At 42.9% G+C, this 13,736-nt stretch carries 10 protein-coding genes; 2 read left to right on the forward strand and 8 right to left on the reverse strand.

The features are described 5' to 3' along the window. Window positions 1-43: 43 nt before the first annotated feature. Both ACIQ6T_RS00870 and ACIQ6T_RS00875 read right to left on the reverse strand, forming a co-directional pair. Window positions 44-1,330 carry an amidohydrolase family protein gene (locus ACIQ6T_RS00870; RefSeq protein ID WP_395783256.1) on the reverse strand — a complete coding sequence of 429 codons (1,287 nt, stop codon included), beginning with the start codon at window positions 1,328-1,330 and terminating at the stop codon, window positions 44-46. An 11-nt stretch (window positions 1,331-1,341) separates the two neighbouring features. Next, window positions 1,342-4,341, reverse strand: a complete 3,000-nt coding sequence (locus ACIQ6T_RS00875; protein WP_395783258.1) for an amidohydrolase family protein — start codon at window positions 4,339-4,341, stop codon at window positions 1,342-1,344. Window positions 4,342-4,441: 100 nt separating this feature from the next. Between ACIQ6T_RS00875 and ACIQ6T_RS00880 the strand changes: the two genes are divergently transcribed. After that, a complete protein-coding gene (locus ACIQ6T_RS00880) occupies window positions 4,442-6,181 on the forward strand; it encodes a T9SS type A sorting domain-containing protein (RefSeq protein WP_395783260.1) in 1,740 nt (579 codons plus the stop codon). Window positions 6,182-6,315: 134 nt separating this feature from the next. Here the strand turns inward: ACIQ6T_RS00880 and ACIQ6T_RS00885 are convergent, their stop codons facing one another. Further along, window positions 6,316-6,708, reverse strand: a complete 393-nt coding sequence (locus tag ACIQ6T_RS00885) for a GNAT family N-acetyltransferase (protein WP_395783262.1) — start codon at window positions 6,706-6,708, stop codon at window positions 6,316-6,318. A gap of 93 nt (window positions 6,709-6,801) precedes the next feature. Between ACIQ6T_RS00885 and ACIQ6T_RS00890 the strand changes: the two genes are divergently transcribed. After that, window positions 6,802-7,395 carry a hypothetical protein gene (locus ACIQ6T_RS00890; protein WP_395783264.1) on the forward strand — a complete coding sequence of 198 codons (594 nt, stop codon included), beginning with the start codon at window positions 6,802-6,804 and terminating at the stop codon, window positions 7,393-7,395. A gap of 35 nt (window positions 7,396-7,430) precedes the next feature. Here ACIQ6T_RS00890 and ACIQ6T_RS00895 read toward each other — a convergent pair whose 3' ends face one another. From ACIQ6T_RS00895 to ACIQ6T_RS00915, 5 genes are all read right to left on the reverse strand, one after another. Continuing rightward, entirely contained in the window at window positions 7,431-7,613 is a 183-nt protein-coding gene (locus ACIQ6T_RS00895; RefSeq protein ID WP_395783266.1) for a hypothetical protein, read from the reverse strand. A 210-nt stretch (window positions 7,614-7,823) separates the two neighbouring features. Beyond that, window positions 7,824-10,172: a glycosyl hydrolase family 95 catalytic domain-containing protein gene (locus ACIQ6T_RS00900; protein WP_395783268.1), complete on the reverse strand. Its 2,349-nt coding sequence runs from the start codon at window positions 10,170-10,172 to the stop codon at window positions 7,824-7,826. Window positions 10,173-10,259: 87 nt separating this feature from the next. Next, entirely contained in the window at window positions 10,260-11,225 is a 966-nt protein-coding gene (locus ACIQ6T_RS00905) for a hypothetical protein (RefSeq protein ID WP_395783270.1), read from the reverse strand. A 5-nt stretch (window positions 11,226-11,230) separates the two neighbouring features. Continuing rightward, window positions 11,231-12,679 carry an MBOAT family O-acyltransferase gene (locus ACIQ6T_RS00910; protein ID WP_395783272.1) on the reverse strand — a complete coding sequence of 483 codons (1,449 nt, stop codon included), beginning with the start codon at window positions 12,677-12,679 and terminating at the stop codon, window positions 11,231-11,233. 122 nt (window positions 12,680-12,801) lie between these two features. Beyond that, window positions 12,802-13,707, reverse strand: coding sequence for a sugar phosphate isomerase/epimerase family protein (locus tag ACIQ6T_RS00915; RefSeq protein ID WP_395783274.1), 906 nt, complete (start codon window positions 13,705-13,707; stop codon window positions 12,802-12,804). Between the last annotated feature and the right edge of the window lie 29 nt (window positions 13,708-13,736).

A 13,736-nucleotide genomic window follows, 5' to 3' on the forward strand; every position in this document is an offset into this window, starting at 1 on the left:
AGAAAAAAGCAGAGACGCTAAAAGCGCCTCTGCAAAAATAGTCTTACAGACCGTATTTATATTTGTAGCGATTGAACAACTGCGTGTGCTTGTTGTCCAAATTGATCGCACGTCCTTGAATAAACGCGTGCGTTACAACGCTCGATTTCATATCCAAGATGTCGCCCGTTGAAATCACGATATTGGCATCCTTCCCATTTTCTAAACTTCCAGTCCGATCCGCAATCCCCATAATTTTAGCTGGATTCAACGTGATCGCAGCCAAAGCTTCTTCTTTCGTTAAACCATAGGCCGACATCGTTCCCGCTAAAAATGGCAAATTCCGAATTTGCGTGTACCCGTCTCCTGAATCTTGGCAAATTGAGAATAAAACACCTGCTTTTTGGAGCTGAGCACCTGTTTTGTACGGCTGATCCACCGCATCGTCATCCGTTGCAGGAAGCGCATGTGGCTCATGCAAGATTACAGCCACGTTATTTGCTGCTAAAATATCCGCAATCATGTAGCTGTCTGCACCGCCTGCAATAACCAATTTGAAATTAAATTCTTTGGCAAAATCAATCGCCACTAACATTTCTTTCACTAAATCACAATGCACATAAAGTGTTTTTGAACGGTCAAATAATCCGCGCGTCGCCTCGAATTTCAAGTTGGTGGCTGCATGTGTTTTCTCCTGTAAATAAGCCTTCGCCTCACGGAAAAATACGCGACCTTGCTCAATCCGCTCCAAGCCTAATTTAACCGGATCCGAATCTCCACCTCTTCTGCGCATTTGCATTGGACGATTAATCAACGCAGGAAACGTCATGTGTATGCCATTATCAAGTGCATACGCGGCATCTTCCCAGTTCCAAGCATCCAATTGTACAACCGTAGAAGAACCCGAAATCAATCCACCTTGCGGTACGATTTGCGCCAATAAAACCCCATTCGAACGAACGGTATTGATTACTTTACTGTCGGTATTGTAGGCCACGATTGAACGAACGCTTGGGTTCATGTCGCCTAACTCATCAAAATCAGCTGTTGATTTAGTTGAAGCAACCTCCACCAAACCCATGTTGGTATTTGGGGCAATAATCCCCGGGTACACGTGCTTGCCTGTGGCATCAATGCGCTCAACGTCGCCGGTAACAGCAGCCGTTTCAATTTTAATTTTACCCTTTTCAATACTCAGGGTTCCATTTTCGATCACTTGGCCATTGCCAATGTGTAGCGTGCCGCCCGAGATAACAATCTTTTTGGTTTGGGCTGGCGATGGATGCATGGTTTCTTGGGCGTTTAGTCCCAAGCTGGCCAACATCAATAATGCGAATATATTCGTTTTCATATGTGTGTCTTTTAGTCGATGTTAACAAAACGGTGTGAAATACGCTCCCATAAACTGCGCTCGTGGTTGTGATCCTCTTCGCACATGTTTTCCGGTTTGTACGAAGGAGTTGCTGGGCGAGTCGCCGCACCCCCTTTTTTCGCACCTAACATTTTCATCACCAAACGCTGCTTTTCCGCTTTCAATGCCTCTTGTAATTTGGCATCTTCAGCGCGGTCAAAAACGATGGTTCCGTCTACGATTGTTTGCTCGGATTTGGCATAGATACTTAATGGATTTGCCGACCAAACAACTACGTCTGCGTCTTTACCTTCTTTGATACTACCTACGCGATCTGCTACGTGAAGCATTTTCGCAGGGTTCAAGGTCACCATTTTCAAGGCATCTTCCTCTGACATCCCAGCGTACTTCACGCTTTTCGCAGCTTCATGGTTTAGGCGACGCGCCATTTCAGCATCATCTGAATTAATCGCTACGTTCACGCCATTCTTTTGCATCAAATAAGCATTTTGCGGAATCGCATCCAATACCTCCATTTTGTAATTCCACCAGTCGGCGAACGTAGAAGCATTCGCACCATGCGCCTTCATTTTATCAGCCACTTTATAGCCTTCCAAAATATGTGTCAACGTATTTACGGTAAAGCCAAATTTGTCAGCCACCTTCAAAATCTGGTTGATTTCACTTTGTACGTACGAGTGGCATGTGATAAAGCGCTTCTTATTCAGAATTTCCAAAAGCGTCTCCAATTCTAAATCGATGCGCTTGCCCGGTCCTAATTTTTCATAGTCACGTGCACGCGTAAATGCGTCCATTAATACTTGCTCCACGCCCATGCGGGTATCTGGGAAGCGATTATTGGCTGTATTGTACGAACGTTTTACGTTTTCACCTAAAGCGAATTTGATGAATGGATCCCAATTCCCAAACTTCAGGTCTTCGGCATTTTTACCCCAACGGAATTTCAATAATTGCGTTTGGCCACCGATCGTGTTACATGAACCATGCAAGATGTGACTAGCTGTAACACCGCCTGATAATTGACGGTAGATATCAACATCTTCTGGGTCGATCACGTCGGCGATGCGCGCTTCTGCTGTTACGGATTGTGAACATTCGTTGATGCCTCCCGAAGCTCCCACGTGTGAATGCTCGTCGATGATGCCGGCCGTTACGTGCTTACCCGTTCCGTCGATCACGCGGGCAGACGCATCTTTTAAGCCTTTTCCGATTGCGGTAATTTTACCTCCCTTTAACAGGACGTCTGTTCCCGCGAGAACACCTGATTTCTCGTTGGTCCAAACCGTTGCATTTTTAATCAAAATAGTTTCTTGTTTGGCAATCGTCTTTTTACCCAGACCGGTAAATGGATATACCACATCCCCGATTACCTCTGGCTTGGCTGGTTTAGCTTTTGCGGCTGTATCTACTGCAGCAGCGGAGGTGCGTACGGCTTTCCAAGAAACCCATTCGCCCGAAGCGAGCTGGCCTGTTCCGCCGATTTCTGTTCCATTAAACGTTCCGGATAAACGTGATTTGCCGACTTTATTGGTTAACGATAAATTCACAAGGGCCTCTTTTTGTGACATGTCAACTTGCATCGTGTCTTTGGCCATCATGGTCACTTTATAGCTTCCTGGGTTGCCTTTGATCACTAAGGTTTTCTCGTCTTTGCCCAATTGCAAGCGGTAATTCCCAGCCAACGTTTTCCAGTTTTCTGATTGGATCGCATAACCGGCTCCTTGGATCCAGTTTTCGATCACGACTGATTTTTCGTCAAAAATCGGGCCACTGGTAATTAAGAAGTTCGCCCATTTGCCTGCATCTAGTGTACCCACTTGATCTGCCACTTGTAAGATTTGCGCAGGTGTTTGGGTTAATGCTTCGAGTGCTTTTTGTTCTGTTAAGCCAAATTGCATGGCTTTACGTATGTTTGCCAAAAAGCTCGATTGATCTTTCAAACCATTTGATGTTAAGGCAAATGAAATACCTGCTTTTTCAAAAGCGCCTAGGTTGGTAGGTGCTAATTCCCAGTGTTTCAAATCTGCGACATTCACAAAACGTGCGTCTGTGGGATCGTCTAAATCCATCGCTTGTGGGAAATTAAGCGGGAGGATAAATGTCGCTTTGGTCGACTTCATTTCGTCGATGCGCTGATATTCATTTCCACTTCCTTTAATGATGTATTGCACGCCAAATTCATCGCCGATTTTATCCGCACGAAGCGCCGACCACTTATCGTTGGTTTCAAAAATTTGTGGCAAGCTACTATTCGCGTTAAATCCTTGAAGACTGAGATTTAGTCCTTCTTGTACGGGCTTGCTTTGGTACCATTTGGCATCTAAGTATTGCTGGCGCAATAAAGCGATGCTTCCCATCAGGGAGCTAGGATAGTCTTGCGTCGAGGATCCTTTGTCGAATGAAAACTGAGCGGCAGCTTGTTCTTTCAGGATGACCAAATTTTCTTTTTGGTTTGCCAACGAAACAAAAACTGATGTCCCACGTGAGATGCCGTCCATTTGGTGGGAGGCTACGGAACCGAATCCGATTTTACGTAGGTCCTTTGCTTTCGCATCGTCTACATTAAATAGTTTTGCGTGATTGAGCTCCGACTTCAGTGCTTGGTTCCAGCTGTAGGGACCTTGCGTTTTGCTAATCATTTGGGAGGGAGACCGGTACGATCCGCCGCCGCCTTGTGGCGCGTCGAAACCATAATCGCTGTAGGCATCGATGAACGATGGGTATAGAAATTTGCCTTGGCAATTGATGATGACCGCTTCCTTTGGAATGGGCAGGTTAGCGCCTACGGCCTCAATTCTACCTTGTTTAACCAAAAGCGTTGCGTTTGTCAACGTGGTTTTGGCATCTTTAATGATGGTTGCGTTTGTGAAGGCATAATATCCCGAACGGGGATTTGCGATGTCGTTCGCCGGATAGGTTTGTTGGGCAATGAGGGGGCTCGAGGCACAAAATAAAATAAATGCAAGCCACCTGAGGGTAAATTTGTTCATAGAATCAGGTTCATTTGTTGAGCGAACAAGATAAATATAAATTGGCTAATTTTCTGAAATATTGTAAATTGAGCCTTTAAAAAACTGATTTTCTCTGCGCATGCGTCTGAAACTACAAGTAATTATTTTGGTATTATTGGCCAGCGCCTTCGCTGTTCAAGCGCAGAAAATCGGCGACATCACGTTTAATAAACTCCCACAAGATTTCCAGTTGGTTCCCCGTGAGTCCACGAATTTGGCTCCTGTCCCGGTGACGGGTGCGGTGACGAATCCAGCGGTGACGGGAGTGAGCGTTCGTGTGTTACGAAATGGGACATTATTTGCCTATGTCAAACCTGCGCTTTCAGCTTCAAAGTTTTCGGCCTCTTTCTCGATTCGGGCGGAGTTGGCCCAATATGATGTCGAAGTCTATGCCTTTAAAGGGGCGGATTCGAGTTTGGTGGTTCGCAGGAAATCGGTCGTTGCGGGGGATGTGTATTATGTTTCGGGGCAGTCGAATGCGTGGATTGGGCCGATTGATGATTTGGTCTATCAGGGAGAATGGGTTCGTTCGTTTGGTTTGGTTCAAGCCAATGACAATTATGGACCCTATGTTTTAGCGGACACCTTGTGGTCGCTGCCGGTGGGTAGGGCAAGAATAGGCCCTTGGGCGGCGGAGATAGCGAAGCAGTTATATGAGTCGGAGAAGATTCCAATGGCATTTATAAATTCGGCAGCGGGTGGATCGTACATCGACTTTCACTTGATTTTGAGTGGAAATGTAACACCTCCGATCACGGGTGGTGACATTATGTATTATAAGGCGTTGAAGTCGGGGACGGTTTCAAAAGTGCGCGGGATTATTTTCAGGCAGGGAGAGGGTGAGGTCGCGTATGAATCTGGCACTCCGAATTTATGGGGGGCAAAATTTTTAACCTTAAAGGAAAAATGGGAAAAATACTTTCCTTCGATAGAGAAAATATATTTACCCCAGTTAAATGTGTATGAATATCCATATGACTTGGCGGCACTTAGTCGGGAAAGTCAGCGCAAATTACATTCCCAAGATCCTTTGATAAGTGGCTATGCGACTGTGGGTACGCTGGGATTTGACCGATTACATTATTCAAATCCAGGATATCGGCAATCGGGGCAAGAACTTGCCCGGATTATGTTGAAGGAAATGTATGGCCGTACGCTATCGCCTCAAATTTATAGCCCAAATATCCAGCGGGCTTATTTTAATTCGAGGTCAGAAAGGAACAAACTATATTTAGAATTTGAGGAGGGTCAGGAGATGGTGGCGACATTGGACACGACTGTTCGGGATGAACAAGGAAATTTAAGAAGCCGTAAACTTGGACAAAATTTCTTTTGGGATGATTTTAATGCCAAATCTTTTGATTCTTTTATAACAAAATTTGAGGTAGATGGCCGAAAAGTAATTTTGACATTTAAAGAACCGTATGATCGCAATGTGATTTCATATTTACCAGATTATCATCGTGATTTTGTGACCAATATCAGTTCATATCCTTTCCCCGGTCCATTTTTAAAGAACAAATTGGGGATGCGGGCTTTTGGATTTACGCGCTTTCCTGTGGGCTACAAGGATGAGCAATTTATTGAGTATACCATATACCCTAATCCGGCGAAAGATGTTGTGTTTATACAATGGTCAAATTTCGTAGACGGTACGCTCGATGTATTTAGTATGTCGGGCCTGAAGATTTATTCCCAACAAATAGAAGGCGTCAAGACGGCGCAGTTCCCTGTTTCTTCGTGGGCGCGGGGTAATTATTTCGTACAGTTTACGGGCTTGGATGGGAGGAAAGTGACGAAGAGGTTAGCGGTGAATTAGTGGTCAGTGGTCAGTGGTCAGTGGTCAGTGGTCAGTGGTCAGTGGAAAAGTTGCCGTAATATTCTTATTTACTCAATACATTGAATAATAATTTCCACTAGAGTTATATTAAAAGACTGATTACTGACGACTGGCTACTTAGTCGTGTAACACCCCCTCCTCTCCACCATCCCAATCTTAGGATAATAATCCATGGCTTTCGGGGCAGCAACTAGAATAATTTTTGCATTGGGAGTATGCGCTTTCATTGCGTCAATTAATGCTTTTCCGATGCCTTGATGCTGATAGGCTTCGTCTACGGCTAAGTCGGCCAGATAGGTTGTATAGGAGAAATCAGTCATAGCGCGGGCAATACCTACAAGTTTTTCCCCATCGTAAGCGCCAATGTACGCATTGGCATGGTCGAGCATCAATTGCATCGCGTTTAAATCATGTAGTGGTCTACGTTCGCCGAGCGTTGATTTATCCAAGATATTGATAAAATCAGTTAGGCTGAGACTAGGGTTAATGCGGTATTCGATGGCCATGAATAGGATTTAAAAAAGTTTCTTTTTCAAATTTAGGAGGTTTGTGGACATGTGCCTCCATCGCGCGGTATATTCGTGACTTAATCTACCCTCATGATCGCAGAAAAGTTCGCCAAAATCACGTCCGATGCCTTTACGCATGCCCAATTTTTGAACACATTGTCTTACATGGAAAATGTAGGCGCAAAGAAGATTTCCAAATTTGAACCAAAAACGGAGGTGAGCTTGATCGTGCTGAAACATGCGGCGGAGGAACACCGACATGCTTATTATTTGAAGAAGCAAATCAGTAAGTTGTGGCCAACTGGTTTTGAAACGTATGCAGATGCCTGGTTGCTGAGTCCACAAGACTCGCGTCATTACTTAGATATGTTGGACGTTCGCGTTTGTCAATATGCCAAAAAGGTACTCGGCCTAGCTGGCGCCGATGTGAAATGGGCGGCCTATTTGTTGGTTACCTATGCCATCGAGGTTCGAGCAGATATGCTCTACCCGATTTACCAAAAAATCTTAACCGAAATTGGCTCTAAAGTCCAAGTAAAATCCATCATCGTGGAAGAGGAAGGACATTTAGAAGAGATGATTGTGCAGTTGAAGGCCTTCTCGGCCAACTGGGAAAAACATGCTGCTGTGGCTTGTGGATTTGAGGAAGAATTGTTCAAGGAGTGGATTGAGAGAATCGCTTAGCTAATAGTATAAGTCACTAATCTTGGGAGTACAAATTACCATGTCCAATCGTTTGTGTTGTCGTCTGTATTAAGCCATAACTCATCCGCTAAAGTAAGCGTTGGCTTCAAAGCAAGTTTAAATCGTTCATCCCAGTCGGCTCGAGGTTTTCTCGTTGCTAGGATCAAAATTATTTCTGGACGTAATTGAATGACAATGGAGGTGTCAAATTCATACATTCCCAAAGTGCTTTGGGAAGCATAACATAGGAAGATTTTCCTCGCGTAATCAGTTTCGTTTTCATGAGATTAGTGGTTGGTAAAAAGCTTAAACAAAGCTAGTTAATCAACTGATTATCAACTAACTGATTTAAACATTTCTCATTCAAAAAAGAACTGAAATTCCCTTACCTTTGGCAATCCTCCAAGGTTTGCCAAAGGTAGGGGACGCTACTTCCAGCCCCCATTCACAAAAACCTTCGGCTTACCACCACCCGGACGCGTAAATGAATACTTGATAACTTTACCTTTATCCCAGTTCATTGAAAGCGTATAGCCTCCACGCGTTTTCAAACCAGAGACCGAACCAGATGCCCATGCCTTTGGTAAAGCAGGCAATAAATAAACGGCGTCTGGGGTGGATTGCACCAACATCTCCGCGACGGCTGCAGCACCACCAAAGTTCCCATCGATTTGGAACGGTGGGTGCGCATCAAACAAATTCGGGTAGGTACCGCCACCGCGCTGGTAATTCACCTTCACGCCATCCGGCTCCACATATTTCAATAATTCACGGTACATCTTGTACGCATGTTCTCCATCCTGCAAACGCGCCCACAGATTAATGCGCCAGCCTTTGGACCAACCAGTCGTCTCGTCTCCTTTGATCTCCAACGTCTTGCGAGCCGCAGCTGCAATCGCCGGCGTCCCCTCCAAAGTCACGTGCGTCCCCGGGTACAAACCATACAAATGGCTTTGGTGACGGTGCTTCGGATCCTGATCTGCCCAATCGTGATACCACTCCTGGAGATGTCCCGCCGCGCCGATTTGATACGGCAAAAGCTTCGCCAACGCCGCGCTCACCTGCGCCGCAAAGGCAGGATCATTTTTGAGCACTTTTTCAGCTGCCAGTACATCCAAAAACAATTCCCGAATCATGGCCATGTCAGCCGTGCCCCCGTAACTGGTTTGACCTACGTAACCAGTAGGTGTCAAAAACATATTCTCCGGCGAAGTCGATGGCGACGTCATCAAACGCCCCTGCACATCCGGAATCAAAAATGCCAAACAAAATTCCGCCGCACCCTTCATCAACGGGTACGCCTTCGCACGTAAGAAATTCGCATCCTGCGTGAACAAATAATGCTCCCATAAATGCGTGGACGCCCAAGCGGCACCCATGGGCCAGTTAGCCCAACTAGGCTTCCCACTCCCAAAATCCCCCACCGGATTAGTCATCGCCCAAATATCCGAGTTGTGATGGACAACCCAGCCCGGCATGTTGTAAAAAGTCTGCGCCGTCACGCGACCGGTCTTTTCAAGATTCTCGAGAAAGCCCAAAAACGAATGATGCATCTCGGGGAGGTTGGTGTTTTCGGCCAACCAGTAATTCTCCTCCGCATTGATGTTCATCGTATAATTACTACTCCATCGCGGTACGATGTGCGGATTCCAAAGACCCTGCAAATTAGCCGGCACACCAGGCGTCCGTGAGCAACTGATCAACAAATACCGGCCAAACTGAAAGTAAAGCGTCTCCAAATACGGATCCGATTCCCCTTTGGCATAACGACGCAAGCGCTCATCCGTAGGCATGTCGGGCGCCTGTGTGCCGCCCAAGGTCAAGGAAACACGCTGATAGAATTTTTTGTAATCTGCCAAATGACGGGCCTTCAGTACCTTAAGTGGTACTTGGCTCGCAGCTTCCAATTGCTTTTGGGCGATCAAATCATCATTGAGCCCCTCTTTAGATGGACTCTTGTCAAAGCCGTTGAAGCTCGTGGCCATGGAAACCAAGACGACCGCTTCTGTCCCACCGGAGAACGAAAGGCTCGAATCCGTACGCGTTACGGTACCATCCGTGGATTGAATGAGCACATCGGTCGAAAAGCGCGTACCTTGATCCGGACGAAATAGGATTGGGTTGTCTTTTTTACGGATGTAATTCGGGTCCGCACGCACGGGCGCAGTGCCATTTGCATGCAGGTGATTCACCGATGAATGAATGGCAAATTTGAGTTTTGAGTCGAAGCGAACGCGAAATGCCAATGTCCCCTTCTCCGAACTTTTCAGATGAATGACAAAAACCTTGTCGGGATGCGACACGAAATATTCCCGTTGGATCGTATGCCCCTGTGTCTGATAAGACACATGCGCGGTGGCTTGATCGAGACTCAGATCGCGTAGGTAATTGCTTGTATTTTCATGATCAAAATCAAGATACAGCGTCCCCAATGGCGCATAGGATTCCGAGAATTTGCCTTGCATTTTAAGCATGAGCGAATCTGCGGCTGGGTAATTTTCTTTTTGCAGCGCGGCACGAACGGCGGGAAGATGCTTGTAGGCTTCTGGGTTCATGCGCGGGTTCATGGGCTCACCGGACCAAAGCGTGAGGTCGTTCAGGTAAATTTGGTCTGTTTTTGTCCCACCAAAAACCGTGGCACCTTGCTTCCCGTTACCAAGCACGAGTGCTTCTTCGAAGTGTTCGGCAGGTTTGGTATACCATAATTTTAAGGGCTGAGAAGTTTGAGCGTAAATCTGACAAGAAAGACAAATGAGTATAAATAAAATATTTTTCATAAAGTTAATTTAAATTGAAAATTAGAGGGTATTAATTGACAATAAATAGCTCAGAAATTTAAACTTTATAAATTTATTTACTTAAAACTAATGCATTCTATTTTTAATATTTAAAATTGAATTTTGAACTTGACTATTTGATTCCATTAGGCCAACTAATTTATCTGTTCTATTTATTTGACCAATTGAATTGAGGTGATATATTGTATCAAAAAACATGGTATCTGGGAAAACAAAATCAATTGGATTCCCTATAATTTCAATCAAAAGGTCTTTTTTTAAATCACTGGATATTCTAGCAATTACTTCCTTATTTAATTCATAAGCAGATGAGGGGAAACAGGGGTAAATAAAATAAACATCAACATTCTTTGAATGAGCAAATTTATAAAAATCATTCAATAGAGCTATTCCTTCCCAATATCGATAACTAAATCTAGGTCTTTCTATTACATTAACTATCTTACTTGTGGACAATCTTATATTAATATCTCCAAATTTATTAAAAGCACTTCTAGAATAAATTTCTGGCCCAATTCTTCTATTTTCAATTGCTTTTTCAACGCTAAAGCTGCTAAAAAAATCTGTGCGTAATTGGTCTATTTCGCTTATAATTTCTTCACTTAAATCTATATCATAATAATTGGCCGCCTCAGGAAACCCTTTTGTTGCATGCTTCTTCAATTTATATTCTCCATTTGAATCAAGCAGGTATTCAAGTGACAAAAAGATTACATCACCACTTTTCATTGAATATTTCAACTCATTCAAAATAAATAAAGAGCCCAAGCCCGCATGCATGGATAAATTAATTACGGGTATTCCGAACTTGGACTGAATCTGCCTACTATTTAGTCCAAATACCAAATTTGACCCTCCTGAAAATATTAATTTGGCCCCTTTTAAGTTCAATAATGCTTTATGTTTATCTGAAATTGTAGCCAAGTAATCATTATTGGATCTTACTTTTTGTTTAATTAATAATTTAACCCCTAAGAAGACGCAAAAACATATTAAATTGAAAATGAATAGATTTATTACAAATTTTTTCATTGAAATTAAAATTGAAAATATACGAACTGTTGTTCTTTACCTTTGAATAGGAATACGCAAAAAATAATTGCGAAATAAAAGAGCCAGCGAAGCGGTTTATTTTTTATATGATCGATCTTATCTAAGGCGTAATAACCCTCCCTTCCAAACCATTCTATTACCACAAAAATAAAAGTAAGAATAATGGTAAAAAGTGCCATTTTCATCCCCTCAAATTTGGGAATTGAAAAAAATGAAGAAGAAAAAATTGAAGAAATGAAATCAAAAGCATGCCAAACATTTTTAGCGCGAAAAAAGATCCATATAAAAATGGTAAGAGTAAAGGTAATCCCTATCGAAAATGCTTCATTAAAAGACGGAAACCATTTCCCTTTCGCTACAATTTCTTTATTTTTTAATTGGCTTTTACTTATTATTGAAGGAAAAATGAAAATGGCATTTAATAGCCCCCAAACTACATATGTCCAATTAGACCCATGCCAAAACCCGCTAAGAATAAAAATAATAAAGGTATTTCTAATCTTTTGCCAAGTTGATCCCATACTGCCTCCAAGTGGAATATATACATAATCTTTAAACCAAGAGGATAATGATATGTGCCATCTCCTCCAAAATTCTGCCATATTCCTTGAAAAATATGGGAAAGAGAAATTCTTCACTAATTCAATTCCGAGAAGCCTTGCAACGCCAGAAGCAATGTCTGAATACCCTGAAAAGTCACAATATATTTGGAAAGTAAAAAAAAAAGCGCCCAAAAACAATGTGCTGCCTGAATAATTAAAAGAATTATTAAAAATCAAATTGGCATAATGCGCGCAATTATCAGCTATTACAATTTTCTTAAACAGTCCCCAAAGAATTTGCCTTGACCCGTCTACGGCTCGTGCATATTTGAATTCTTTTTTTGCAAGTAATTGTGGTAATAAATGAGATGCTCTTTCAATAGGACCTGCTACAAGTAAAGGGAAAAAACTTACAAATAAAGCATAAACGGTAAAATCCCTCGAAGGCTTCAGCTTGAAATTATAAATGTCAATAATATATGACAACCCATGGAATGTATAAAATGAAATACCAACCGGAAGAATCAAATTCATCAAGGTTATATTAGTTTGCAGCCCAAAAAAAGTCATCAAATCAATAAATGACTCTATAAAAAAATTGTAGTATTTGAAAAACCCCAAAAAGCCTAAATTAATGCAGATACTAAGCCACAATAAAAAAATTCTTTTTCTATGCTCTTGTGCCTCATGTATTTTAATTGCTAAAAAATAATCAAGCATTGTTGAAAAAATCAACAAAAATAAAAATTTCCAATTCCAACTGGCGTAAAAAAAATAACTAGCAATCAAAATAAATTTATTTTGAGCCGCCAATGAACGATTAGCAAGCGTCCAATATATTATGAAAACGACAGGGAAAAAAAATAAAAAATTAAATGAATTAAATAGCATTTGAAAACTTGTATCTCTTAAAAAAGTGAAAAAATCGTGGGAGGAGAAAATTTCTACCAGTTTCGATATCTAATTTCAATTAAAATCGATTGCCACAATATGACGAAATATCAATAGTCGTCCTATGTAACTAATTTTGCCATTTTATCGAATCCAATTTTTGCCACTGTCAAAGGATCTTGTTTATAAAGCTCTTTATTGAATAATTCCAAAGAAATTACCTCCGGTTTTAGAAGATTAAGAATTTTTCTAATAGGCGCTTCCCCATCTCCTACGTAGATCCGGTCGGCATCCGTGATTTGATCAGGTACCAAGGAGGTCATGTAATCATTGACGTGGAAGATCTCGACGGCATCCTGGCCAACGGTATGGAGGCAGTCGACTGAAGATCCTCCTTTGTAAATATGGAACACATCCAATAACAATCGCGCGGAAGGATGGCCAGCTTCGGCGGCTACAAATAGAATATCTGCGACGCGATTCAAATTTTTCGAGTGTCCCCACATTTCGAGTTGGGGCGTTACGCCCATCTTCACTCCAAGCTCCAAAATAACCCGGTAGCGTTCAGCAGCTTGATGCAAATCGAGGCCCGCTTCTTTCGTCGCACCCATAGGTGGCGCGGCAGTACGCATACAACCTAGTTGGGCCAATAAATCCATTTCGCGTTTTAATTGCTCGACGCCGGCTAAACGAACGGTGGCGTCATCCACTATCCATTGGGCGAAGCCGATGGCGTTTTGAATACGCAATCCTAGATCGGAAAGACGCTTGCGCGCATCGGAAATGGTGCCCCCTGATTTCAAATAGGCTTCTAAGGTGGGCATCCAAATCTCACACGAGCGAAAACCGGCTTGGGCGCACACTTCGAGTTCACGGATGAATCCGAGCTTTTGGCCCATGATGGTAGACATGTTAAGGGATAGTTCGGGTTTAACAGCACGCGCTGCGGAAACAGAAGCAGAAGCAGACGTGGAAAAGGGCACAAGCGCAGCTGCTTTGAGCAGGTCACGGCGGTATGAATCAAACATGCTGTAAAGATTAAATATAATATGTTAAG

The organism is Aquirufa sp. (assembly GCF_044377215.1).
Taxonomy (GTDB): Bacteria; Bacteroidota; Bacteroidia; order Cytophagales; family Spirosomataceae; genus Aquirufa.

What these genes read in the sequence shown, in the direction of transcription:
- ACIQ6T_RS00910 (WP_395783272.1), bottom strand. Translation starts at nt 12,679, where the DNA reads ATGCTATTTAATTCATTTAATTTTTTATTTTTTTTCCCTGTCGTTTTC.
- ACIQ6T_RS00890 (WP_395783264.1), top strand. Translation starts at nt 6,802, where the DNA reads ATGATCGCAGAAAAGTTCGCCAAAATCACGTCCGATGCCTTTACGCAT.
- ACIQ6T_RS00895 (WP_395783266.1), bottom strand. Translation starts at nt 7,613, where the DNA reads ATGTATGAATTTGACACCTCCATTGTCATTCAATTACGTCCAGAAATA.
- ACIQ6T_RS00885 (WP_395783262.1), bottom strand. Translation starts at nt 6,708, where the DNA reads ATGGCCATCGAATACCGCATTAACCCTAGTCTCAGCCTAACTGATTTT.
- ACIQ6T_RS00900 (WP_395783268.1), bottom strand. Translation starts at nt 10,172, where the DNA reads ATGAAAAATATTTTATTTATACTCATTTGTCTTTCTTGTCAGATTTAC.
- ACIQ6T_RS00875 (WP_395783258.1), bottom strand. Translation starts at nt 4,341, where the DNA reads ATGAACAAATTTACCCTCAGGTGGCTTGCATTTATTTTATTTTGTGCC.
- ACIQ6T_RS00880 (WP_395783260.1), top strand. Translation starts at nt 4,442, where the DNA reads ATGCGTCTGAAACTACAAGTAATTATTTTGGTATTATTGGCCAGCGCC.
- ACIQ6T_RS00870 (WP_395783256.1), bottom strand. Translation starts at nt 1,330, where the DNA reads ATGAAAACGAATATATTCGCATTATTGATGTTGGCCAGCTTGGGACTA.
- ACIQ6T_RS00915 (WP_395783274.1), bottom strand. Translation starts at nt 13,707, where the DNA reads ATGTTTGATTCATACCGCCGTGACCTGCTCAAAGCAGCTGCGCTTGTG.
- ACIQ6T_RS00905 (WP_395783270.1), bottom strand. Translation starts at nt 11,225, where the DNA reads ATGAAAAAATTTGTAATAAATCTATTCATTTTCAATTTAATATGTTTT.